At 71.8% G+C, this 22,369-nt stretch carries 21 protein-coding genes; 10 read left to right on the top strand and 11 right to left on the bottom strand.

All coding sequences use genetic code 11. From position 1 onward, the window contains the following. Positions 1-114: 114 nt before the first annotated feature. Positions 115-519, bottom strand: coding sequence for a cell division protein SepF (locus tag IE140_RS14785; protein WP_006128240.1), 405 nt, complete (start codon positions 517-519; stop codon positions 115-117). A 167-nt stretch (positions 520-686) separates the two neighbouring features. Beyond that, positions 687-1,484 carry a DeoR/GlpR family DNA-binding transcription regulator gene (locus IE140_RS14780; protein WP_150194053.1) on the bottom strand — a complete coding sequence of 266 codons (798 nt, stop codon included), beginning with the start codon at positions 1,482-1,484 and terminating at the stop codon, positions 687-689. 228 nt (positions 1,485-1,712) lie between these two features. Here IE140_RS14780 and IE140_RS14775 point away from each other — a divergent pair, with 228 nt between their 5' ends. Both IE140_RS14775 and IE140_RS14770 read left to right on the top strand, forming a co-directional pair. Beyond that, positions 1,713-2,600, top strand: coding sequence for an SIS domain-containing protein (locus IE140_RS14775; protein ID WP_093444064.1), 888 nt, complete (start codon positions 1,713-1,715; stop codon positions 2,598-2,600). Between the two features lie 26 nt (positions 2,601-2,626). Beyond that, on the top strand, positions 2,627-3,295 hold the full coding sequence (locus IE140_RS14770; RefSeq protein WP_150194055.1) for a DedA family protein: 669 nt from the start codon (positions 2,627-2,629) through the stop codon (positions 3,293-3,295). A 70-nt stretch (positions 3,296-3,365) separates the two neighbouring features. Here the strand turns inward: IE140_RS14770 and IE140_RS14765 are convergent, their stop codons facing one another. Beyond that, positions 3,366-3,920, bottom strand: coding sequence for a hypothetical protein (locus tag IE140_RS14765; RefSeq protein ID WP_150194058.1), 555 nt, complete (start codon positions 3,918-3,920; stop codon positions 3,366-3,368). Between the two features lie 207 nt (positions 3,921-4,127). Between IE140_RS14765 and IE140_RS14760 the strand changes: the two genes are divergently transcribed. Genes IE140_RS14760 through IE140_RS14745 form a run of 4 tightly spaced genes read left to right on the top strand, consistent with a single transcriptional unit; the run spans position 4,128 to position 8,898 of the window. Beyond that, positions 4,128-5,942 carry an ABC transporter ATP-binding protein gene (locus tag IE140_RS14760; RefSeq protein WP_150194059.1) on the top strand — a complete coding sequence of 605 codons (1,815 nt, stop codon included), beginning with the start codon at positions 4,128-4,130 and terminating at the stop codon, positions 5,940-5,942. After that, a complete protein-coding gene (locus IE140_RS14755) occupies positions 5,939-7,696 on the top strand; it encodes an ABC transporter ATP-binding protein (protein WP_150194061.1) in 1,758 nt (585 codons plus the stop codon). Before IE140_RS14760 ends, IE140_RS14755 begins: the two co-directional genes overlap by 4 nt. After that, positions 7,693-8,391 carry a TetR/AcrR family transcriptional regulator gene (locus IE140_RS14750; protein WP_229826795.1) on the top strand — a complete coding sequence of 233 codons (699 nt, stop codon included), beginning with the start codon at positions 7,693-7,695 and terminating at the stop codon, positions 8,389-8,391. Before IE140_RS14755 ends, IE140_RS14750 begins: the two co-directional genes overlap by 4 nt. A 54-nt stretch (positions 8,392-8,445) precedes the next feature. Further along, a complete protein-coding gene (locus tag IE140_RS14745; RefSeq protein ID WP_093444069.1) occupies positions 8,446-8,898 on the top strand; it encodes a TIGR03618 family F420-dependent PPOX class oxidoreductase in 453 nt (150 codons plus the stop codon). A 78-nt stretch (positions 8,899-8,976) separates the two neighbouring features. Here IE140_RS14745 and IE140_RS14740 read toward each other — a convergent pair whose 3' ends face one another. The 4 genes from IE140_RS14740 to IE140_RS14725 form a co-directional block, all read right to left on the bottom strand. Further along, entirely contained in the window at positions 8,977-10,044 is a 1,068-nt protein-coding gene (locus IE140_RS14740) for a FecCD family ABC transporter permease (protein ID WP_150194063.1), read from the bottom strand. After that, positions 10,041-11,078 (bottom strand): FecCD family ABC transporter permease, encoded by a 1,038-nt coding sequence (locus tag IE140_RS14735; protein ID WP_032768689.1) that lies wholly within the window; start codon positions 11,076-11,078, stop codon positions 10,041-10,043. The genes IE140_RS14740 and IE140_RS14735 overlap by 4 nt, the downstream gene beginning before the upstream one ends. Before the next feature lie 50 nt (positions 11,079-11,128). Further along, complete coding sequence (locus tag IE140_RS14730; RefSeq protein ID WP_150194065.1) at positions 11,129-12,181, bottom strand: iron-siderophore ABC transporter substrate-binding protein; 1,053 nt, start codon at positions 12,179-12,181, stop codon at positions 11,129-11,131. A gap of 158 nt (positions 12,182-12,339) precedes the next feature. Beyond that, on the bottom strand, positions 12,340-12,960 hold the full coding sequence (locus IE140_RS14725) for a DUF8832 domain-containing protein (RefSeq protein ID WP_150194067.1): 621 nt from the start codon (positions 12,958-12,960) through the stop codon (positions 12,340-12,342). Between the two features lie 155 nt (positions 12,961-13,115). Here IE140_RS14725 and IE140_RS14720 point away from each other — a divergent pair, with 155 nt between their 5' ends. Then, positions 13,116-13,334: a hypothetical protein gene (locus IE140_RS14720; RefSeq protein ID WP_150194069.1), complete on the top strand. Its 219-nt coding sequence runs from the start codon at positions 13,116-13,118 to the stop codon at positions 13,332-13,334. Between the two features lie 35 nt (positions 13,335-13,369). Here the strand turns inward: IE140_RS14720 and IE140_RS14715 are convergent, their stop codons facing one another. Continuing rightward, positions 13,370-14,185 carry a helix-turn-helix domain-containing protein gene (locus IE140_RS14715; RefSeq protein WP_189460421.1) on the bottom strand — a complete coding sequence of 272 codons (816 nt, stop codon included), beginning with the start codon at positions 14,183-14,185 and terminating at the stop codon, positions 13,370-13,372. Positions 14,186-14,363: 178 nt separating this feature from the next. On the opposite strand from IE140_RS14715, the gene IE140_RS14710 reads away from it, so the two are divergent. Both IE140_RS14710 and IE140_RS14705 read left to right on the top strand, forming a co-directional pair. Then, positions 14,364-14,801 (top strand): hypothetical protein, encoded by a 438-nt coding sequence (locus IE140_RS14710; protein ID WP_150196615.1) that lies wholly within the window; start codon positions 14,364-14,366, stop codon positions 14,799-14,801. Positions 14,802-14,924: 123 nt separating this feature from the next. After that, positions 14,925-16,451, top strand: a complete 1,527-nt coding sequence (locus IE140_RS14705) for a cryptochrome/photolyase family protein (RefSeq protein ID WP_150196614.1) — start codon at positions 14,925-14,927, stop codon at positions 16,449-16,451. Between the two features lie 28 nt (positions 16,452-16,479). On the opposite strand, the gene IE140_RS14700 is transcribed toward IE140_RS14705, so the two are convergent. Then, a complete protein-coding gene (locus tag IE140_RS14700; RefSeq protein WP_150196613.1) occupies positions 16,480-17,823 on the bottom strand; it encodes an aminotransferase-like domain-containing protein in 1,344 nt (447 codons plus the stop codon). 198 nt (positions 17,824-18,021) lie between these two features. On the opposite strand from IE140_RS14700, the gene IE140_RS14695 reads away from it, so the two are divergent. Then, positions 18,022-18,666 (top strand): LysE family translocator, encoded by a 645-nt coding sequence (locus IE140_RS14695; protein WP_150196612.1) that lies wholly within the window; start codon positions 18,022-18,024, stop codon positions 18,664-18,666. Here IE140_RS14695 and IE140_RS14690 read toward each other — a convergent pair whose 3' ends face one another. Both IE140_RS14690 and IE140_RS14685 read right to left on the bottom strand, forming a co-directional pair. After that, the gene (locus tag IE140_RS14690) at positions 18,667-19,725 is read right to left on the bottom strand and encodes a vWA domain-containing protein (RefSeq protein WP_150196611.1); all 1,059 of its coding nucleotides are present in this window, start codon (positions 19,723-19,725) and stop codon (positions 18,667-18,669) included. A 162-nt stretch (positions 19,726-19,887) separates the two neighbouring features. After that, positions 19,888-22,212 (bottom strand): M9 family metallopeptidase, encoded by a 2,325-nt coding sequence (locus IE140_RS14685; RefSeq protein ID WP_373296163.1) that lies wholly within the window; start codon positions 22,210-22,212, stop codon positions 19,888-19,890. Positions 22,213-22,369 lie beyond the last annotated feature (157 nt).

Below are 22,369 nucleotides of genomic sequence, written 5' to 3'. Positions count from 1 at the left end.
ATCACCGCCCACCGACAGCGCCCGCCGCACTTTCGGGGCCCGGCCGGGGACGGCGGCCCGAACCTGCCGCCGCCGCCCCGGCCACCACCCGACTGCCGTCCCGGCCGCCGCTTCCTACGACTGGGCGAGGCCGGCGGGCGTGACCCCCTCGACCTCCATGCCGACCGGCGCGAGCAGGAAGACGTTTCGGTCGACGCGGTGCATACCGCTGCCGAGACCGAAGACCACACCGCTGCTGAAGTCGAGGATCCGCTTCGCCACGTCCGTCTCCGCCGCCGTCAGGTCGAGCAGCACCGGAACCTGGGCGACGAGATACTCGGCGACCTCCCGGGCGTCCGCGAAGACCTGCACCCGCAGCACGACGAGGCGGCGCTGTTCGGCGGCGCGCTCGTCGGGCACGGTGCGGTGGTCGATCCGGGACGGCCACTCGTCACGGCCGCGCAGGGGTACGACCTGGGCGAGCCCCTCCCACTGTTCGTCGGTGGCGTCGTATCTGTCATACCTGTCGTACCTGCTCAACGGTCCACCCCGTCGTCGAGCCGGTCGGACGGGCACCGGCTGCACTCACTGTTCATCGGGCAATCCTCTCGCCCCTCACCCGTTCGGCGTACCAGCGACACGGCGAAGTCCGCGTCCGTGTCGCATCCGATACCCGCCGGGCACCGGTTCATGACGACCGGGCCCGGTCAGACCGTGATGACCTGGACCCCCGCCTCGCCGAACCGGTCCCTCGCCTCCGCGCCGATGTGGGTGTCGGTGACCAGGACGTCGACGAGGCCCAGGTCGCAGACGCGCGCGAAGGCCCGCTTGCCGATCTTCGAGGAGTCGGCCGCCACCACCACCCGCTGGGCCCGTTCCGCGAGCAGCCGGTTGACGCTGGCCTCGCCCTCGTGGTGGACGTACGCACCGCGTTCGATGTCGATGGCGTTCACCCCGAGGACCGCGACGTCCAGCGTGATCTCGTTCATCACGCCGACGGCGAGCGGGCCCGTCAGCTCGTACGACTGCGGCCTCGCGACGCCGCCCGTCACGACCATCTTGACCTGCGGGCGGATCGCCAGCTCGCTCGCGATGTTGAGGGCGTTGGTCACCACCGTCAGCGTCGGCTGGCCGCCCGCCACCGCCGTCTCGCCCACGATGTCCGGGCGCACGGCCAGCGCCCTGGCCACCTCGGTCACGGTCGTCCCGCCGGTCAGGCCGACCACCTCGCCGACGGCCACGAGGCCGGACACCGCGCGGCCGATGGCCTGCTTCTCCGGCGCGTGACGGCCCGTCTTGTAGCGGAGGGCCAGTTCGTAGGAGACGCCGTGCGCGACCGCGCCGCCCCTGGTGCGGGTGAGCAGATGCTGTTCGGCCAGCTGGTCCAGATCGCGGCGGATGGTGGCGGCCGAGACGTCGAGCGCCGTCGCCGCCTCCTCGACGTCCACCCTGCCGTGCTTGCCGACCAGTTCCAGCAGCGCGTCCCACCGGGCGTCCCTGGACAAGAGCGTCTCCTCACCGTCCGGCGCGGGCACCGCGTTTCGCGGGAACGCGGTCGCAGGGGCCGGACCGCCGCAAGCGTCGCACAGGGCCCGCCGGGAGCCCCTCACCCACCTGCACCTTGCTTGTTTTTGCTCGATAACTGCATGTAACGTGCAGAATTCTACACGCGGGGTGATCGGCCCCGCTCAGCCCCCATCCCGTGGTCCACCTCGTTCCCGTGGAGTGCAGACGTGTCGTATGCCGAGACCGAGACAGCCAGTCAGCCCGCCTGCTGGCGGCGCGCCGCCGCCCTGGCCGGTGGCCCCGGGGCCGCCGCCCTGCCCGTCGCGGGCGAGCGCGTCGCGGTCGTCGGCTGCGGCACCTCCTTCTACATGGCGCAGGCCTACGCCGGGCTCCGCGAGGGCTCGGGACAGGGTGAGTCGGACGCCTTCGCCGCCTCCGAGTTCCCCTTCGGGCGCGGCTACGACCGGGTCGTCGCGCTGACCCGGTCGGGGACCACGACCGAGGTGCTGGAGCTGCTGAACCGGCTGCGCGGCACCACCCCCACCGTGGCCGTGACGGCGGATCCGCGGACCCCGGTCAGGGCGGCGGCCGACGCGCTCGTCGTCCTGGACTTCGCCGACGAACGGTCCGTCGTCCAGACCCGCTTCGCCACGACCGCCCTCACCCTGCTGCGGGCCCACCTCGGGCTGCACTCCGACGCGGTCGTCGCGGACGCGGAGGCCGCGCTCGCCGAGCCGCTCCCCGGCGAACTGCTGCGGAGCGCCCAGTTCTCCTTCCTCGGCCGGGGCTGGACGGTCGGGCTGGCCCACGAGGCAGCGCTGAAGATGAAGGAGGCGTCGCTGTCCTGGACGGAGTCGTACCCCGCCATGGAGTACCGCCACGGCCCCATCAGCATCTCCACCACGGGCACCACGACCTGGATGTTCGGGGAGGCCCCCGAGGGCCTGCCGGAGCAGGTGCGCGCGACGGGCGCCCAGTGGGTGAACGGCCCCCTCGACCCCTTGGCCGATCTCGTACGCGTACAGCGCCTCGCCCTCGCCCGGGCGGCCGACCGGGGGCTCGACCCCGATCTGCCGCGCCATCTGAGCCGTTCGGTGGTGCTCGACGGGGCCTGAGGCGCGGGCCGCGCGACCATGGAGGCATGCACCTGACCCTGTCCGCGGCGGCTCACCGGCTGTCGGCGGCCTCCGAGCCTCAGGAGGGTATCGCCGGCTGGGCCGCCGGTCTCGTAGAGACGTTCGGCGGGCCCGGCGCGGGTGCGGCCATCGCGCTGGAGAACGTGTTCCCGCCGCTGCCGAGCGAGGTCATCCTGCCGCTGACCGGGTTCGCCGCCTCGCAGGGCGTGCTCAGCATCGCCTCCGCGCTGTTCTGGACGACGCTCGGCTCGGTCGTGGGCGCGGTGGCCCTGTACGGCGTCGGCGCCGTGTTCGGCCGGGAGCGGATGCACGCCTGGTGGGCGAAGCTGCCGCTGGTCAAGGCCTCCGATCTGGTACGGACGGAGGCGTGGTTCGCCCGGCACGGCACCAAGGCGGTGCTGCTGGGCCGGATGGTGCCGGTGTTCCGGAGCCTGATCTCGGTGCCCGCGGGTGTGGAGCGCATGCCGCTGCCGGTGTTCGTCGCACTGACGGCGGCGGGCAGCCTGGTGTGGAACACCGTGCTCGTGATGGTCGGATACCTGCTCGGCGACCAGTGGGACGTCGTCGGGTCCTACGTCGGCGTCGTGTCCAAGGTCGTCCTGGCGCTGGCCGTCGTGGCCCTCGCCGGCTACGTCACGATGCGGGTCCGGAGCCGCCGGCGCGGGAAGCCCTGACGGCACGGGCGGTCGACGAGACACCCCCTTCCGGGGCGTCTCGCGCGCGACCGCTCAGGACCCGACGGCGTCACTCCTCGAAGTAGGCGTCCAGGGCCTTGTCCAGCTCGGCCGGCCAGCCCTTCAGCTCGCTGCGGCTGGCCGCCTCGACCTCGGCGTTGAACCAGCGGCGGCTCGACAGATGGACGGTCACCGTGAACCTGCGGCCGAAGCGGGCCGGAGTGGTCTCCACCGCACCGATCTCGTCCCAGCCGAACTCGGCCTCCTGGTCGTCCAGACGGAACCGGACACCTTCCCGGGCCACCCGGATCGAACCGCGCCGGTCGCTGACCTCGAAGACAGGGCCGTCTTCGGCATCGGCATCGGCATCGGCATCGGCCTGAGCTTCAGCCTCGCCGTCGACCGCCGCTTCGTCCGCCGGCTCCGGTTCCCGGTCGGCCCCGTCCTCCGCGACCGCCTGCCCGGCCTCGTCGTCGCGGACCTCCTCAGCCTCCGGACCCGCCTCCGATTCCGCTTCCGGCTTGCGGGTTCCGGCGGGCGCCGCCAGTCCGGGCAGGGGGATGAACGCCGGGTCGGTGCCTGCGGCGAACTCGGGCTTCTTGTTCGAATCTATGCTCTGCTCCACGGCGGGCAGTATGGTCGACGAACCTGTACGTGACCAGTCGCCACCCCTACGGCGCCGTCGCAGACCTCCGCCGCGCGGACGAACTCCCCTCCACGGAACGGGCGAAGCCCTGTCCAGCCGCCCGAAACTAAGGGTAGGCTCACCTAACCAAGACAGCCTGTCCGTGACGAGGCTGTGTCCAGGTGTGCTTCGAGGAGGCGCCTGCGGATGGAACAGGACGAGGACCCGCGGCAGGCGGCCCGGCAACCGGACCAGGATCCGAAAGCCCAGGCACGGGCCGCGAAAACGCAGGCGCGCGCGGCTCGGGCCGCGCTCGCCTCGATGCTCGCCCCGGTCCGCCGGCGCACCCGTGTCGCCATGGCGCTCCAGATCATCGGCGCGGCCGCCACGATCGTCCCGTACGTAGCCATCGCCGAGCTGGCGAAAGTCCTCCTCGCTCCGGGTCCCGCCGACCCGGGCGAGGTGCGCGGGGCCGTGCTGATCGCGGTGCTGGGGCTCTCCGTGCGGGCGCTGTTCGGCGGGGTGGCGCTCGCGGTCACCCACTTCGCGGACGTCGCGCTCCAGGCCTCGCTGCGCCGCCGTATCGTGGCCCGGCTGGGGCGCGCCCCGCTCGGCTGGTTCACGGCCAACTCCTCGGCGACCGTGCGCAAGGCCGCCCAGAACGACGTCCACGATCTGCACTACCTGGTCGCCCACAGCGCGGTGGAGACCACCGCCGCGGTGACCGTGCCCGTGGCCGGGCTCGGCTATCTGTTCTGGCTGGACTGGCGGCTCGCCCTGCTGGCGCCGGCCACACTGCCGCTGTACGCCGGTGCGTACGCGTACATGATGAAGGACTTCGGTCCGCAGATGGGCCGGCTCAACGCCGGGATCGCCGCGATCAACAAGGCCATCGTCGAGTTCGTCACGGGCATCGGCGTGGTGAAGACCTTCGGCCGGGCGGGCCGGGCGCACGCGGGGTACCGGGAGGCCGCGACGCGGTTCGGCGACCACTACAGGTGCTGGGTGCGCCCGATGCTGAAACTGGAGGCGTTCGCGTCGATGACCGTGTCGGCGCCCGTGGTGCTGCTGGTGAATCTGGCGGGCGGCATCTGGTTCGTGCGCGCGGGCTGGGTCTCCCCCGTCGACGTACTCACCGCGTCCATGGTGGCCATGGTCATCCCGAGCGTGCTCGTCACCCTCGGTTTCGGTCCCCAGGCCCGGCGCGAGGCCTCCGCCGCGGCCGAGCGCATCGCCGCCGTCCTGGAGACGCCGGTGCTGCCGGAATCCTGTCGGCCGAAGGTGCCGGACAGCCATGAAGTCGAGCTGCACGATGTCTCGTTCAGCTACGACGGGACCGTCGACGTCCTGGACGGCGTCAGCCTGCGCCTCGTGCCCGGGACGGTCACCGCACTGGTCGGGCCCTCGGGTTCCGGCAAGTCGACGCTGGCCTCGCTGGTCACCCGTTTCCACGACGTCACCGGGGGCCGGATCACCATCGGCGGCGTCGATGTGCGGGAGATCGCGACCGAGCAGCTCTACCGGCACATCGGTTTCGTCCTCCAGGACGTGCAGTTGCTGCGGACCAGCGTCCGCGACAACATCCGTCTCGCCCGGCCCGGTGCGAGCGAGGAGGAGGTGCGCGAGGCCGCCCGCGCCGCGCAGATCGACCGGCGGATCGAGGCGCTGCCGCGCGGTTACGACTCCGTCGTCGGCGAGGAGGCCGTCCTGTCCGGCGGCGAGGCGCAACGGGTCTCGATCGCACGGGCCCTGCTGGCCGACGCCCCGGTCCTCGTGCTGGACGAGGCGACGGCGTTCACCGACCCCGAGTCGGAGGCGGCCATCCAGGACGCCATCGCCCGGCTGGTGCGGGGCCGTACGGTCCTGGTCATCGCACACCGGCTCCCGACGATCGTCGAGGCCGACCAGATCGCCGTCCTGCGCGAAGGGCGGATCGTCGAGCGCGGCCGGCACCCCGAACTCCTCGCGGCGGACGGCCTCTACGCCCGGATGTGGGCCACACACGAAAGGGCAGTCGTATGATCCGCGACCTCTCCGCCGTTCTGGGCAGCGCCCACCGCGCGGTCCTCTTCCGCTATCTCGCCGCCCTGTGCGGCTACGCGGTCGCCCAGGGTCTCGCCGTCTCCCTCCTGGTGCCCGTGCTCGGCGATCTGCTGGGCGGCGACACCGGTGGCGCGGCCCGCTGGACCGGGTGGCTGGCCGTGGCGGTGCTGATCACGCTCGGGGCGCACTATGTGCAGGCCATGCTCGGGTTCCGGGTGGCGCTGGTCATCCTGACCACGCTGCACCACCGGCTGGGCGACCATGTGGCGGCGCTGCCGCTGGGGTGGTTCGACGGGACGACGGTGGGCCGGCTCACCCGGATGGGCACGAAGTCGGTGCTGTCGATCGCGGGGAGCTGTGCGCATCTGCTGCAGCCGCTGGTGACCGGAGTGCTGACCCCGGCGACGGTCGTGGTCGTGATGGTCTTCCTGGACTGGCGGCTCGGGCTCGCCGCTGTGGTCTGCTCGCCGCTGATCCTGCTGGCCGCCCGGGTCTCCGTACGGCTGCTGAACCGGATGGACGAGATCGACGACGCGGCCGGGGTCGAGGCCTCCGGCCGGGTGCTGGAGTTCGCCCGGAACCAGCCCGTGCTGCGGGCCTTCGGCCGGACGACGGACGGATACCCGCCCCTGGAGGCGGCGTTGAAGGAGCAGCGGGCCGCCGCCCGCAAGCAGGTGTGGATGGCGGTGCCGGGGATGCTGCTGGGCGGCTTCGCGGTGCAGATGTGCTTCTCCGCGCTGATCGGGGTGGGTGCGTCGCTGGCGCTGGACGGGGCGGTGGATCCGGTCGAACTCGTGGCGCTGCTGGCGCTGGTGGCCCGCTTCGCGGGTCCGCTGGCGGAGGTGGGGGAGTTCGCCGCGGTGGTGCGGATGGCGCGCAATGACATGGGGCGGGTGCGGGCCGTGCTGGACGAGCCGCCGCTGCCGGAGCCGGAGCGTTCGACGCCGGTGACGGAGCCGGGCGCGGTGGAGGTGGACCGGGTCCGCTTCGGCTATCCGGGCAGGCGCGGCGAGGGCCCCGGGGACGTGGTGCTGGACGACGTCTCGTTCACGGTCGCGCCGCGTACGGTGACCGCGCTGGTGGGGGCGTCGGGGTCCGGGAAGACGACGCTGACGCGGCTGATCGCGCGGTTCTTCGACGTGGATGCGGGCACGGTGCGGGTCGGCGGGGTGGACGTGCGCGACCAGACGACGGCCGGGCTGATGGAGCAGCTCTCGCTGGTCTTCCAGGACGTGTACCTCTTCGACGACACCCTCGTCGGCAACATCCGGGTGGGCCGTCCGGACGCCTCGGAGGCGGACGTGCTGGAGGCGGCCCGGCTCGCCGGGGTCGACGAGATCGTCGAGCGGCTGCGCGACGGCTGGGAGACCCGGGTCGGGGAGGCCGGTACCTCGCTCTCCGGCGGGGAGCGGCAGCGGGTGTCGATCGCGCGGGCGTTGCTGAAGGACGCCCCGATCGTGCTGCTCGACGAGGCGACCGCCGCGCTGGATCCGGAGAACGAGGCGTACGTCCAGCGGTCGATGGAGGCGTTGCGGGAGCGGAGCACCCTGCTGGTGATCGCCCACCGGCTGTCCACCGTCACGGCCGCGGACCAGATCGTGGTCCTGGACGAGGGGCGGGTCACGGAGGTCGGGACCCATCAGGAACTGATGGTCCTCGACGGCCGGTACGCCCGCTTCTGGAACGAGCGCCACCGGGCGCTGGGCTGGCGGATCGCGGTGGACACCTCGTGAAACGGGCAGCCGCCGGGCCCGGCAGACGCCCGGGCCGCCCCCCGTCGCTGACCCGGTCGGCCATCGCGGAGGCGGCGCTGGCCGAGGGGGTCGCCGGGTTCAGCATGCCGGGTGTGGCGGCCCGGCTGGGGGTCGGGCACTCCACGCTCTATCGCTATGTCGACAACCGGGACGCGTTGGTGCGCTCCGCGATCGAACTGGTCGCGGAGCGCACCGCCTGGCCGTCGGCGGATCTGCCCTGGCGCGATCTGCTGACCGGGTTCGCGGATGCGCTGTGGGGTGCCTGCGAGGCGTTCCCGGGGCTGGACGAGGCGATCCTGACGACCCCGGTGACACCCCGCGCGATGGTGGACCGGCTGGCCGGGTACGGCGGGTCGCTCGTGCGCGCGGGGCTCGGCCCCCGGGACGCGGCGGTCGCCGTGGACTTCGTGGCCGACCTGGTGTTCTCGTCCTCCGCCGCGATGCGGGGCCTGGACCGGACGGTGCCGGACGCCGCGGGCGGCTCCCTCACCGCCCGGGAGAGCCACCGGCGGGCCTGGGCGCGGGAGTCGGCGGGCCGGCACCCCTTCGAGGCGGAGTTCACCGCCGAGGAGACCTGGCACGGGCGCGGCTGGTTCGACGACAAGCTCGCCATCTTCCTGGACGGCCTCGCCACCAGGATCGCTCCCGGATCCGCCGGTCAAAGGAAAGGGTGAAGCTCCTGGAGGCCCGGGTGAAATTCCTGGAGGGCCTTGGAGGTTGACCCCTTCATGACACAACGCCCAGGACCTCGCGCCCTGTCCGACGAAGCCCTCTCCGACCTCCTCGGCCGACAGCGGTTCGGCACACTCGCCACGAACAAGCGCAGCGGCCATCCCCACCTGACGACCATGGTGTACAGCTGGGACCCCGGGGCCCGCATCGCGCGGTTCTCCACCACGGCCGACCGGGTCAAGGTCAAGCATCTGCGGCGCGACCCCCGTGCGGCGCTGCATGTGCCGGGCGGCGACGTGTGGTCGTTCGCCGTCGCCGAGGGCGAGGCCGAGGTCTCCGGGACCACGACGGAGCCGGGGGACGCGGTCGGGCGGGAGTTGCTCGGGATGATCCCGGAAGCCGAGAGGCCCGAGGACGAGACCGCGTTCTTCGAGGAGTTGGTGGCCGAGCGCCGGATGGTCATCCGGCTCAAGGCGGACCGGCTGTACGGCACGGCGCTGGACATCTGACGACAGAGGGGCGGCCGGGGCCGCGGGGCCGCAGGGGCAGCCCCCCGGAGGATCGCCCGGCCCCGGGCCGCCCGGTGCTCAGAGCACGCCCTTGCGCCACTCCCGTACCAGCAGATAGCCGAGATACGCTCCGCCGATCGCCATGGTGTAGATCCCGACCGGCAGGTCGTCGAAGAGGGCCAGCTGCTGGGAGCAGAGGTCCGCGAGGACCAGCAGCAGACCGCCGGTGAGGGCGGAGAGCAGCAGGTGGGGGCCGGAGCCGCGGGTGAGGCGCCGGGCGATCTGGGGGGCGGTCAGGGCGATGAAGGCGATGGGGCCCGAGACGCTGACCGCGGCGGCCGAGAGGGCGATGGCCAGGAGAACGGCGAGGGTCTTGGCCTTCTTCGGCTCGGCGCCGAGCCCCTCGGCGATGTCGTCGCCCATCTCGCCGATGTCGAGCCGTCGGGAGACGAGAGCGGCCAGCGGGGCGGCGGCGGCCAGGACGAGCCAGACGGTCGTGGCGTCGGTCCAGGAACGGGCGGTCAGGCTGCCGTTGACGTACGCGGTGAGGACGGAGGCCTTGTCGCGTTCCAGGGCGTAGACGACGTACTGGGTGAGGGCCGCGCCCATCGCGGCGACCCCGATGCCCGCGATGACGAGCCGGGCCGGGTTGCGGAAGCCGGTGCCGGTGGAGACGTACACGAGGGCCATGGCGGCAAGGGCGCCGATGAGCGCGCCGACGGGGACCGGGACCGTGTCGGGGAACATCAGCGCGCAGAACGCGGCACCCGCGCCGGCTCCGGCGGAGAGCCCGATGACGTCCGGGCTGCCGAGCGGGTTGCGGGTGACGGACTGGAACAGCGCGCCGGACAGGCCGAGCGCCGCGCCGACGCCGATGGCGACGGTGAGACGGGGGCCGCGCAGCCTGTTGAAGACGAACCGGTCCTTGCCCTCGGCGTCCCCGACGAGGGCGGCAGGCAGGTCGGCGAGGTCGATGCCGAGGCGCCCCCAGGCCAGGGTCGCGACGGCGGCCGCGAGGAGGAGGACGAAGAGCCCGGCGGCCGCGAACACCGAGGCCCGCCGTACGGGTATCGCCACGTTGCTGCCGACGGTCAGATAGCCCCGGGGCGCCTTGCGGACGGGGACGGTGCGGTCGGTGACGGTCATGAGGTGCCCCGCATCCTGCGTACGGCGATGAGCAGCGCGGGTGCGCCGATGAAGGCGGTGACGACGCCGACCATGAGTTCGGTGGGCCGCATGACGACCCGGCCCACCACGTCCGCGAGGAGCAGGAGGGTGGGGCCCATCAGGGCGGAGAAGAGGATCTGGGCGCGGAAGTCGACGCCGACCAGGGCCCGTACGACGTGCGGGACGGCGAGGCCGACGAAGGCGATCGGGCCGACGGCGGCGGTCGCGGCGGCGCTGAGCAGGGTCGCGGCGATCAGCCCGCCGGCCCGCGTGCGCCCGGGGTGCGAGCCGAGGGCGACGGCGGTCGCGTCGCCGAGGGCCAGGGCGTTGAGGCCGGGGCCGAGGGCGAGGGCGATCAGGAAGCCGGCGGCGGCGAACGGCAGGACGGACCAGAAGACCTCGAAGTCCCGTCCGCCGAGCGCTCCGACGACCCAGTAGCGGTAGCTGTCGAAGACCTGCGGTTTGCTGAGGGTCACCGCCTGGATGAACGCCATGAGGACGGCGGTGAGCACCGCTCCGGCGAGCACCAGGCGCACCACGCTCGTTCCCGTACCGGCGGAGCCGATGACATGGACCAGGACGCCCGCGATCAACGCTCCGGGCAGCGCCCACCACATGGTGTCGGTGGCCCCGGAGGCCCCGAGCCAGGCGGTCGCGGCGACAATGCTCGCGGAGGCGCCGGCGTTGATGCCGAGGAGGCCCGGTTCGGCCAGCGGGTTGCGCGAGACGCCCTGCATGAGGGTGCCCGCGACCGCGAGGCAGACCCCGGCGAGGACGCCGAGGACGGTGCGGGGGTAGCGGCTCTCGATGATGGTGGTGATGTTGGGTTCGGCGGTGCCGCGCAGGACGTCGAGGACATCGCCGAACGACGTGGAGCGGCTGCCGAACATGACGCTGGCGCAGAGCGCGAGTGCCAGCGCGGCCAGGCCGAGGAGCAGGAGGAACGCCGACCGAGCGGCGCCGGTACGCGAGGTACCGGCGCCGCTCGGGGGTGCGACCGTGGTGGTTGCCATGGGAGTGGAGTGTGCCTTGTGGGCTCGGCGGTCCGGATACCCGGCCGGGGTTACTTGCCGGCGGTCTTGACGGCCTTGTCGATGAGCGGCAGGTAGCGCTCGATCGTCCACGGCACGGTCAGCGGGTTGATGATCGAGGAGGCGGTGACGAAGGAGTTGTCGTTGCTCGCGACGACGGCGCCCTTCTTGATGGCGGGGATCTCGCCGTACAGCTTCTGGCCCTCGATCTCCTTGCGGTTCTTCGCGTCCGTGTAGAACGTGAAGACCACGTCGCTGTCCTTGAGCTTCTCGGCGTTCTCCAGGCCGATGAGGGCCGAGTCGGTGCCGGGGGTCTCCTTGAAGCCGTTGACCACCGGGTCGACCTTCAGGCCGAGCGAGGAGACCATCTTGACGCGCTGCTCCTCGGGCTTGAAGACGCCGAGGGTGCCGGGGCCGGAGTTGTAGATGTACGAGAAGGTGACGTCCTTGTAGTTCGGCCGGGTGGCCGCGGCGTCGGCGAGCTGCTTCTCGATCTTCGTCTTGAGACCGTTCGTGTCCTCGGTGCGGCCGAGCGCCTTGCCGATGATGTCGATCTGCTGGTCCCAGTCGGTGCTCCACGCCTGGTCGGGGTAGGCGACCGTGGGGGCGATGTCCTTGAGGACGTCGTACTGCTTCTGCGTGATGCCCGACCAGGGGGCGAGGATGACGTCCGGCTCCAGCTCGGTGATCGCCTCGAAGTCGATCTCCTCGCCGCCGGTGAACTGCTTCGGGAGCTCGTCGCCGGACTTCTTGACCGCTTCGTTGATCCACGGCAGGTAGCCGGACTTGTCGCTGCCCCACGGGTAGCTCTCGATGCCGACCGGCGTCTGGCCGAGGGCTATCGCGGTCTCGGCGGAGCCCTGGCCGAGGGTGACGATGCGCTCGGGCTTCTCCTCGATCTTCGCGGTGCCGAGCGAGCTCTTGATCGAGACCGGGAAGGCGCCGCCGCTCTTGGCCGAGTCCTTCGCCCCGTCCTTCGTGTCGCCGTCGCCGTCCGAGGAGCAGCCGACCAGGGCGACGGCGAGAGCGACGGTGGTGGCCGTGGCGGCGAGAGTGTGGCGGCGCACGCGGGTGAAGCCGAGCATGGAGGGTCCTCAGGTTGGCCGAGCAATGAAGGTTAGGCAAGCCTAAGCCAGGGGGGTCGATGGCTCAAACACGCCCCCCTCCCCCGGTCACGGGCGGCCGCAGGACGCACTCACCCGCGCTCGGCGGAGTGCGTCGGGGCCGCCCGGCCGAGCGGAGGTCAGTGGCAGTGACCGGCGGACCCCCCGCCCTCGGCCGCGTGCTCCTCGGACGCCGCACCCCCGGCGTACACGGCGAAGGCTGCCGTACGGACCTTCCCCCCGTGCCGGAAGTCGAGGAAGAGACGGTAGGCCCCCTCGCTCGGGGCCGTCGTGGTGAAGGAGAGCTCAGAACCGGACCCCGTACGCCCGTCGCCCGGTTCACCGTTCGGATGGACGCGGAGATACGCCAGGTCTCCGGTGCGCAGCGCGACGAGGTGACCGTACGCGCCGAGGTGGGGGTGGAGGTCGGTGACCGGCTTGCCGTCCTTCTCGACCTCCAGCTTCAGTTCGCTGCCCGCCCCGGGACGCAGCGCCCCGTCGAGCGTGACCTCGTACCCGTCGACGGTCACCGTCCGCGCGGCTTCGGGCAGCGGATCGGGGCGGGCGTCACCGGAGGCGGCGAGGTCCGCACCCGGGGCGACGCCCCCGGCGCTCTTCTCGCCATGACCATCCCCGCTCTCCCGATGGGACGGCTCCTTCGGCACGGCCACGGGATCGAGCGCGCCGCCCACCGCGTACGCCGACCCGAAGGCCGCCACGAGCCCCGCGACGAAGGACGTGATCTTGAGGCCTGTTCGCATGGTCCGCTCCCTCGCCAAGGCCGCCGAATCGCGACCACTCGCCACCCAAGATACCCCCCGGGGGTATAAAGTCAACCAGAGGATCTTGCCGGGCGACAGGGGTGGCGCGGAGAATGAGTCCCTGGTCCGGCGCAGCACGGGGAGGCGGGTGGGGCATGGGGGCGTTCGTCGCACTGGTGGCAGGCATCGGCGGGGTGTCCGCGTGGTGCGCGGTGGTGCTGATCCGGCGCGGCCGTCGCGGGGCCACCGAGAACGCGGACGGGCTCCTGGTCGAACAGGCGGGCCGGCTGCGGGCCCAGCAGATGCGGAGCGAGGGCCGGGACTTCCGGGCCCACCCGCACGGGAGGCCGGGCTCGGGGCCGCGCCGCCACTGACCCCCGCCCGCCCCGGCCGGCCTCGGTTCGGCCGGCTACCGCCCCCCGCCGCCCAGCGCGGCCAGGGTGCGCAGCAGGGTGTCGGTCTGCTCGTCCATCGGGAAGAACGACTCCACCGCGAGTTCCGAGAGGGTCACGTCGGCCGGCGCCCCGAAGGTGGCGATGGTGCTGAAGAACGCCATGTCGCCGAGCGGCGTACGGATGCGCAACGGGACGACGATGCCGGTCGGGTCCACCGGGCCGGGGTCGGCGTCGAGGTCCGCCGGGCCCGGGTAGGCGCAGACCTCCTCGTACAGCTCCCGCAGGTCGTCATGGCCGGTGGTGTCCACCTGGTGCCGCAGCCGGCCGAGCGCGTGGGCGCGGACCTGAGGGAAGTTCAGGCACTGGGAGGCGAGCCCGTCCGGGTGCAGGATCAGCCGCATCACGTTGCCGCCCGCCTCCGTCAGATGCGACGGCACCGTGCCGAGGAGCAGGGACATCGCGTCGTTGCGGTCGACGATGTTCCAGATCCGGTCGATCGCGGCGGCCGGGTAGGGCTCGTGTCCGGCCAGCATCGCCCGGACCGCCGAGCGGACCATGGCCATCCGGTCGCTGTCGAGCGGCGACTCCCGGTAGGCGGGGGCGTAACCGGCCGCCAGCAGCAGGCCGTTGCGGTCCCGCAGCGGGATGTCGAGGTGCTCGGCGAGCCGGAGCACCAGCTCGCGGCTAGGCCGGGCGCGGCCCGTCTCCACGCAGGAGAGATGGCGGGTCGAGGAGTCCGCCCGGAGGGCCAGGTCGAGCTGGCTGAGCTTGCGGCGGTGGCGCCACGCGCGGAGCAACGGGCCTATCCGGGACGGATCTCGGGTCTCCATGACCTCACCGTATCCACCGTATCCGTGGATCACTCGCCGAGGCGTTCTCGACCGGAGCGGTCGTTCTTGACCCGGGACTCCATGACCTCCCAGGTCGTACTTGACCTGGGAGGTCATGGAGTCCCGGACCCCGTGCGTGGCACGGTGGCGTCGACCCGCCGCACGAAGGAGACCCGCCATGACGTACGCCCTCGCCACGTCCGCAGCGACGGCCCCCGCACAGGACACCGCCCGCTTCCTCCGGCTGGTGCTGCGCGTGGACAGCGTGAGTACCGCCGTGATGGGCCTCGTGCTCGTCGCGGCCGCCGCGCCGCTCGGCTCGCTGACCGGGATGCCGGTGGCCTTCGCCGTCGCGTTCGGGATCTTCCAGCTCGGTGGAGCGGGCTGCCTCGCTCTGATCGCGGGCTATCCGGTGATCCCGCCCGCCCTGGCCAGGACCGTCGTGGGGGTCAACGCCGTGTGTGCGGTCGGGTGCGTGGTGATCGCCTTCGCCGACTTCGTACCGCTCAACGGGGCCGGAGTGGTGTTCCTGCTGATCGGCGCGCTGATCGTGACGGTCTACACCGCGCTCCAGTACACGGGGCTGCGGCGGATGACGGCGCCGGTGGCGGTCTGAGCGGGCGTTGCCGGGCCCGCCGGCGACCGTGCGTTCGTGGCGGCGGCGTGGCGTCGCCGGAGACGGCCTCGCCCTCCCTAGCGTGGCGGGGGCGGGACCTCCGACAACAGGACAGACGCACCCATGGCACCACGCACCCACTGGCTCTTCGGGGACCAGCTCGGCCCCCACTTCCTGGACCCGCGCCGCGACGGCCCGGACGCCCACGCCCCGCTCCTGATGATCGAGGCCCGGTCCGTCCTGCGTCGGCGCCGCTTCCACCGGGCCAAGGCCCACCTCGTCCTCTCCGCGATGCGCCACCGCGCGGCCGAACTGGGCGACCGGGTCCGCTACGTCAAGGCCCGTACCTACGCGGAAGGGCTGGCGGAGGCGGGATTCGGCGGCGGGGGCGGCAAAGCCGGCCGTCTGACGGTCTGCCACCCGACGTCCCGGGCCGCGCTGGACTTCGTGACCGCCCGAGCCGGGATCGACGTGCTGCCGGCCCGGGGATTCCTGCTGGCACAGGAGGAGTTCGGGGCGTGGGCGAAGGAGCACGGGGGCGACCGGCTGCGGATGGAGGGCTTCTACCGGTGGGTGCGCCGGGAGCACGATCTGCTCATGGACGGCGACGAGCCGGCAGGCGGCACGTGGAACCTCGACCACGACAATCGCGAGCCGCCGCCCCGGGGTTCCCCCGCCCTGGACGTTCCGGCGCCCTACCGCCCGCACGAGGACGAGATCGACGACGAGGTGCGCCGCGACCTCGACCGCTGGGAGCGGGACGGCGAGGTCACGTTCGTCGGCCACGACGGCCCCCGCCGATTCCCCGTCACCCGGCGGGAGGCGCTGGCCGCGCTCCGGCGCTTCGTCGCCCACCGGCTCGCCGACTTCGGCCGGTACGAGGACGCGATGCTCGCGGCCGACCCCGTGATGAGCCACAGCCTGCTGTCCGTCCCCCTCAACCTGGGGCTCCTGGACCCCGCCGAGTGCGTCGACCGGGCCGAGGAGGCATGGCGCGCGGGCGAGGCGCCGCTCAACAGCGTCGAGGGGTTCGTCCGGCAGATCGCGGGCTGGCGGGAGTACGTGTGGCAGCTGTACTGGCACTTCGGGGAGGAGTACCGACACCGCAACGCGCTACGTCACACCGCACCGCTGCCCGGCTGGTTCCTCGACCTGGACGCCGACGCGGTCACCGCGAACTGCCTGTCCACCGTGCTGGCCCAGGTCCGTGACACCGGCTGGACGCACCACATCCCGCGGCTGATGGTGCTGGGCAGCCGGGCCCTCCAGGACGGCTGGGATCCGGCCGCGGTCACCGACTGGTTCCACCGGTGCTTCGTCGACGGCTACGACTGGGTGATGCTGCCCAATGTCGTCGGCATGTCGCAGTACGCGGACGGCGGCCGGATGACGACCAAGCCGTACACCTCCGGCGGGGCCTACATCAACAGGATGAGCGACCTGTGCGGGCCCTGCGCCTACCGCCCCACCGAGCGCACCGGCGAGCACGCCTGCCCGTACACGGCGGGCTACTGGGCCTTCCTGCACCGCCACCGCGAGTCCTTGAGCGCCAACCACCGGATGGCCAGGGCGGTGAAGGGCCTGGACCGGCTGAAAGACCTCGACGGGCTCCTGGAGGAGATCGCGGAGCGCGGCGACCGGGCGCCCTGACCACCGCCGGCTCCCGGGGCCCGGGCTCTCAGTCCTCGGCAAGGTCGTCCGGGGCTGACCGGGCGAGACCGGCGAGGGTCGCGAGGGTCCGGGAGAGCACCTCCCTGGTGGGGGACGCCAGGCCGAGGCGGATCGCCTGCGGGCCGCGGGGGCGGCCGGCGGCGAACGCGGCAGCCGGGGTCACCGCGATGCCGTGCCGCGCGGCGGCGGCGACGAAGGTGTCGGAGCGCCAGGGGGCGGGCAGCTCCCACCAGAGGTGGTACGAGGACGGGTCGCTGCGGGTGCGGAAGTCGCCGAGGTGGCGTCGCGCGACCTCCTGACGCGCCCCGGCCTCACGCTGTTTGGCCCGTACGAGAGCGGCGACGACCCCGTCCTCCTGCCACCGCACCATCGCCTCCAGGGGGAACCGCATGGGCATCCAACCGCCGGAGCGCACGGCCGCCGTGACCCGGCCCTCCAGCGGGGCGGGGGCCACGGCGAACCCGAGGGACAGGCCCGGGGAGAGCCGTTTGGAGAGGCTGTCGACGAGAACGGTGTGCTCGGGGGCCCGTGCGGCGAGGGACGGCAGGTCGTCCCGGAGGAAGGCCCAGACGGCGTCCTCGATCGCATGGATCCCCGAGGTCAGCAGCACATCGGCCAGGTGGTCGAGCCGCCGCGCGGGCATGGTGAGCGACAGCGGGTTGTGGAGGACCGGCTGTACGTAGACGGCGTGCAGCGGTTCGGCGCGGTGCGCCTCCTCCACCGCCTCCGGTATCAGTCCGTCCTCGTCCATGGCCAGCGGTACGAGCGTGACACCGAGCCGGGCGGCGATGGACTTGAGCACCGGATAGGTGAACTCCTCGACGCCCAGCCGGGCTCCCGGCCGGGTCAGCGCGGCGACGGCGGCGGAGATGGCCTGCCGGCCGTTTCCGGTGAACAGGACCCGTTCCGGACCGGGTCGTCCACCGCCCCGTACGAGGAGATCGGCGGCCGCCTCGCGGGCGGCGGGCGTCCCGGCGGGCCCGACCGGGCGGAGCACCGACTCCAGGTCGTCGGAGCGCACCAGCTTCTCCAGGCCCGCGGCGAGCAGCCCGGCCTGTTCGGGGACGACGGGGTGGTTGAGCTCCAGGTCGACCCGGTGGGCGGCGGGCTCGGAGAGGGCGGGGACCGGCACCGGAGCACCGGGCTCGGCCGCGACGAACGTCCCGCGCCCGACCTGGCCGACGGTGAGGCCCCGGCGGGCCAGCTCCTGGTAGACGCGGACGGCGGTGGAGTTGGCGATCGCGTGACGCCGGGCGAACTCCCGCTGCGGAGGCAGCCGTTCCCCGCCCTTCAGCCGCCCCGCGGCGATCTCCTCCGCCACCGCGTCGGCGACGGACCGGAAGTCCTTCACGGGCTTCGCCTCCTCGGTGGGCGTTCGGCGTCGACTACCTGGCGAGCGGCATCCAAGCATGACATTGCACCGAGTGCAATGTCACGTATTGAACCGAGGAGGACTGCAAACCTAGACTCCGATTGCACCGGTTGCGGGGGGCCGGTGCACAGGGTGCCGGACCTTTCCGGCACCCCATGATCAGAGTGGCGGGAGAGCATGGTCGAGCCGAGCGGGGTGCTGGGGGTCGCGATGGTCGCCCTGGGCATGGTGCTCACCCCGGGCCCGAACATGATCTATCTCGTCTCCCGGAGCATCACCCAGGGGCGACGCGCGGGAGTGATCTCCCTGGGCGGTGTGGCCGTCGGCTTCCTGGTCTATCTGGTGGCCACGAATCTCGGTCTGTCGGTGGTCTTCCTCGCTGTGCCCGAGCTGTACGTGGCCGTGAAGCTGGCCGGCGCCGCCTACCTGGCCTATCTGGCCTGGAACGCCCTGAGGCCCGGGGGCGTGTCCGTCTTCGCTCCCGAGGAGTTGCCGCACGACTCCTCGCGCAAGCTGTTCACGATGGGCCTGATGACGAATCTGCTCAACCCGAAGATCGCCATCATGTATCTCTCGCTCATCCCGCAGTTCATCAGTCTGGAGGCGGGAAACGTCCTGCTCCAGGGCTTTCTGCTGGGCTCCGTCCAGATCGCGGTGGCCCTCACCGTCAATCTGGGCATCGTCCTGGCGGCGGGAGCCATCGCCGCCTTCCTCGCGCGACGCCCCTCCTGGCTCCGTGTCCAGCGCTACCTGATGGGCACGGCGTTGGGCCTGCTCGCCGTGTCGGTGGCGACGGACACCTCGGCACCCGCCAGAGCGTGATCAGAGCATGATGAGCAGGCGCGTGTCGGCCTTGAGCTTCCTGTTCACCGAACGGCTCTGGACGTACACCTCCAGCTTGGGGTTGTTGCCCGCCTTCACCGAGACGGTTCCGCGGACTCCGGCGCCGAACAGGAGGTTGCGCGCCGCCTCGCCCGTGTACGCGCGGTCGGTGTCCTTCTCGACGACGATGACCTCCTTGTCGGGCTGCACCTGGACGCGGGAGCCCAACTGGTAGTAGCAGAAGCCGCGTTCATACGTGACGCCCGGGTGCGAGTCGACGAAGGCGCGGATCTCCATCTCCTTGTCGACCTTCAGCAGCCGGTACTTGTCGGCCGCGACCGGTTCGAGGGTGGCCCGCACGTCGTCCACGGATATGTCCTGTCCAACGGCGAACAGGTTCTTCGTTCCGCGCACGCCCTGTTCGCGGCCGCGCAGGAAGCTGGTGGCGGCGGCGCGCACGGTGCCGATCGCGTCCTCGACGCCCTTCTGGGAGTCCGCGTCCCAGATCGCGATGTTGCCCGCCGGGAAGCCGTAGTTCTGCGCGGTGCGCTTGGCCAGGGAGTTCGGCACGAGGATGGCGGAGGTCCAGTGCCCCGGGAGCCCGTTCATCTTCGCGGTGATCCGGTCGAGCCAGGGGCCGAGGATGGTCATGTCGCCGTCGTGCCGCCGGTCGCCGCCGGAGGCGTTCTCCTCGCCGTCCGTCACGACGATCTGGAGGAAGCTGTGCTCGCCGTACTCCTCCCAGATGTGGCCGAGGTCGTCCAGGGACTTCAGCGAGGCCTCGATCAGCGCCGTGGCGCCGTTGTTGACCTTGTACAGCCCGCGCATGGACGGGAGGTGCTTCACATCCATGTCCCAGACCAGGTTCTCCACCCGGTGGTCGAAGGAGTAGAGGCTGATCCGGGTCTCGTGGCCGAGGCTGTCCGACTCGGCCTTCAGCCCGGCCACGAACTCGTCGACGACGCGGATCAGCTGACCCTGGTGCTGGTACATCGAACCGGAGGCGTCCACGACCAGAGCGACGTGATTCACCTTGTGCTGGATCCTGTTGGCGGACATGGCTGTGCTCCTTCTCCGGTGTTCCCCGAGCCCCCGGTGCGTTCCCCGAGCGATGTCTTCGACTGTAGGGGGAGGCACTGACAACGGGCCTGACGGACAGGCTCTGGCAACGGGGCCGGGCGCTGGTGGCGCCCGGCCCCGGCCGGAGGGTGCGGAGGCGGATCAGTAGGCGGTCGTGACGGTGGCTCCGCCGAAGGTGCTCGCCGCGTGCAGGCTGATGTAGTTGGCGCCCGCGGGCGGGTTGGTGACGGTCAGGGTGTGGGAGTTGCCGGGGCCGGTGTCGCGGCTGGTGTGGGATCCGGTGGTGGCCCAGCCGGTGCCGCTGTAGTAGAGGTCGGCATCGCCGGTGCCGCCGCTGACGGTGATCTTCAGCTGCTTGGTGCCGGCCGGTATGTACAGGTAGTGGTAGGCGTAGTTGCCGGTGGTGGCGGAGAGATTGCCGCGACGGCAGTTCTCACCGAGGACGCGGGGGTCGGGGTCGGTGCACTCGGAGACGGGGCTGGTGGAGCCGTCGCCGCAGTCACCGGCCGCGCACCCCGCCAGCCAGGTCCGGAAGTCGCTGTCGTACCGGGTGCCGATGGTGCTGGTGAGGTGGGTCCGGGCGGCGGCCCACTGTCCGGTGCGGTAGTGGCCGAGCACCGTGTCCATGTCGGCGGGGTGCTGCTCCAGCATGTACCGCACGGCGAGGTAGCCCCAGCGGTACACACGCGTGGTGTCGTGGCTGTAGTCGGTGTCGAACAGCGTGCTCAGGGCGTAGGTGCCCTTGCCGGCCTCGGTCATCGCCGCGGTGTAGGGCTCGCCCCGGTAGTGGTAGGAGATGTACTCCGCGAAGCCCTCCACCCACCAGACGGTGGGGGTGCTCATGTTCTCGGTGAAGTCGCCGTACATGGTGAAGCGGCCGTCGAGGTAGTGCGTGTACTCGTGGTTGAGGTTCCAGATGTGGAAGTCCGGCCTCAGCCACTCCGCCTCGTAGGCGATGAAGCGGGGCTGGTTGCCCACGACGGAGGGGTCGCCCTCCAGGTACATGCCGCCGTTGTTGGTGTCGATCCCGTACATCGCGCCGGCGTACGTCTGGTAGTCGGCGCTGGAGTCGTAGGCGATCACCTCGATGCTGGTGTTGTGGTCGTCGGCGACCGGGCCGTCGTCCTTGGCGATCCGGTGGAAGTAGGCGTCCTGCTCGATGAGGCTGGTGCAGGACGCGCTCAGTTCGGCGGAGGTCATCTGCTGGGCGAGGATGCGGATGCCGGGGCTGCACGTGTGGCGGACCGGCAGGACCTCCCGCTTGAGGCGTTCCTGAAGGTCGCAGACGCCGTACGCGGAGCAGTTCGCCTTGTCGTAGTAGTCGGCCATCTCCGCTATGCCCACCCAGAGCGCGGCGGTGGGGCCGGTGATGGAGCTCCGGCCGAGCAGGTCGGTGGCCAGGGGCCGGGCCTTGCCCCGCAGGCTCGGGTACTGGAGGAAACGGCCCAGCTCCCGCCCGGCGTTGGAGGCGAGGTACGCGTGGTCGCCGCCGAGGAGGGAGAGGTGGTCGGCGGCGAAGCGGTGCAGGGAGTCGATGACGCTCGGGTCCGCCTCGACGGCGCTGACGAACTCCGGCACCTGGTGGCCCCGGAAGGTCACCGTGTACACGCTGTTGACCGCGGCGAGCATCCGCGAGAAGTCGTTCCAGGAGGAGTCGTAGTCCGCCAGCATCCGCTTGACGACGGCGAGATAGCGGGCGTTCTCCTGGGCGCTGTCGATCAGGATGACCGCCTCGGACAGCGTCTCGCCGTTCTCGTCGGTGACGTCACGCGACCGGGGGCTCGCGAAGAAGCTGTCGAGGCCCGAGCGGATGGCGGTCCGCAGGGCGCTGCCGTACGGTCCGACGACATCCGGGTTGTACCACTGCACGTAGTACCCGGCGCGGAGGTAGAGCACGAGCTGCGGGGTGCCGGTGCTCCCGTCGCCCGGGTAGTAGGCGGCGTTGTCGCGCAGCGCGTAGGCCACGGTGACCATCTGGGCCTCACGGAAGGCCAGTTGGGCGTTGCTTCCGGTCAGGCTGAACAGCGTGTTGACGCAGTCGGTCGTGGACGCCTTTATCTGCCGCACCAGTTCGGCCCCGGTGCGGCCGGTGAAGTCGGCCGGGTCGCACGCGGCGGCCGCCTTCGCCGAGGGCTTCTTGGCGAGGCCCTGCTTCTTCGGGGCGTCGTGGTCGTCGTACGCCTCCCTGAGGGGGGACTTGTCGGCGCTCAGCGGGGGGAGTTGGGACGCCGGTCGCCGGTCCTCGGTCCGGTGGCCGGTGTCCGTCGCGGGGGACTGCTGCGCCTGCGGCGCGGGGTCGGCCGTACCGGCGGGGCGGGACGGTTGCGACGCGTTCGATGCCGTGGCGGCCGAAGGGGAGTTCGGCTGCGCCTGGGCCGGCTGCGCGAGCAGCGCGACGCCCATCGCCCCGGCCAGAGCCAGGGGCAGAACGGCACCCACACCTCGGCGGACGAGTGTGGTTCTCACGTTGGTTTTCCTCCCATGAGGGATCGGGTCACGCGGGATTGCGTGACCGATGGGATGGACAGGGCGCGGCTCGGGGATGTCGTCATGCCGTGCTGTCGGCCGGACTGAACGGGATCGATGCCGACTTGGCATGTCCACGCCCTGTGCTATGTACAAT

The organism is Streptomyces parvus (assembly GCF_014648875.1).
Classification (GTDB): Bacteria; Actinomycetota; Actinomycetes; order Streptomycetales; family Streptomycetaceae; genus Streptomyces; species Streptomyces parvus.
This window is presented reverse-complemented; position numbering and strand designations above follow the sequence as displayed.

What these genes read in the sequence shown, in the direction of transcription:
- IE140_RS14770 (WP_150194055.1), top strand. Translation starts at nt 2,627, where the DNA reads ATGCACCTGACCCTGTCCGCGGCGGCTCACCGGCTGTCGGCGGCCTCC.
- IE140_RS14760 (WP_150194059.1), top strand. Translation starts at nt 4,128, where the DNA reads ATGGAACAGGACGAGGACCCGCGGCAGGCGGCCCGGCAACCGGACCAG.
- IE140_RS14755 (WP_150194061.1), top strand. Translation starts at nt 5,939, where the DNA reads ATGATCCGCGACCTCTCCGCCGTTCTGGGCAGCGCCCACCGCGCGGTC.
- IE140_RS14745 (WP_093444069.1), top strand. Translation starts at nt 8,446, where the DNA reads ATGACACAACGCCCAGGACCTCGCGCCCTGTCCGACGAAGCCCTCTCC.
- IE140_RS14740 (WP_150194063.1), bottom strand. Translation starts at nt 10,044, where the DNA reads ATGACCGTCACCGACCGCACCGTCCCCGTCCGCAAGGCGCCCCGGGGC.
- IE140_RS14735 (WP_032768689.1), bottom strand. Translation starts at nt 11,078, where the DNA reads ATGGCAACCACCACGGTCGCACCCCCGAGCGGCGCCGGTACCTCGCGT.
- IE140_RS14730 (WP_150194065.1), bottom strand. Translation starts at nt 12,181, where the DNA reads ATGCTCGGCTTCACCCGCGTGCGCCGCCACACTCTCGCCGCCACGGCC.
- IE140_RS14725 (WP_150194067.1), bottom strand. Translation starts at nt 12,960, where the DNA reads ATGCGAACAGGCCTCAAGATCACGTCCTTCGTCGCGGGGCTCGTGGCG.
- IE140_RS14720 (WP_150194069.1), top strand. Translation starts at nt 13,116, where the DNA reads ATGGGGGCGTTCGTCGCACTGGTGGCAGGCATCGGCGGGGTGTCCGCG.
- IE140_RS14715 (WP_189460421.1), bottom strand. Translation starts at nt 14,185, where the DNA reads ATGGAGACCCGAGATCCGTCCCGGATAGGCCCGTTGCTCCGCGCGTGG.
- IE140_RS14710 (WP_150196615.1), top strand. Translation starts at nt 14,364, where the DNA reads ATGACGTACGCCCTCGCCACGTCCGCAGCGACGGCCCCCGCACAGGAC.
- IE140_RS14705 (WP_150196614.1), top strand. Translation starts at nt 14,925, where the DNA reads ATGGCACCACGCACCCACTGGCTCTTCGGGGACCAGCTCGGCCCCCAC.
- IE140_RS14695 (WP_150196612.1), top strand. Translation starts at nt 18,022, where the DNA reads ATGGTCGAGCCGAGCGGGGTGCTGGGGGTCGCGATGGTCGCCCTGGGC.
- IE140_RS14690 (WP_150196611.1), bottom strand. Translation starts at nt 19,725, where the DNA reads ATGTCCGCCAACAGGATCCAGCACAAGGTGAATCACGTCGCTCTGGTC.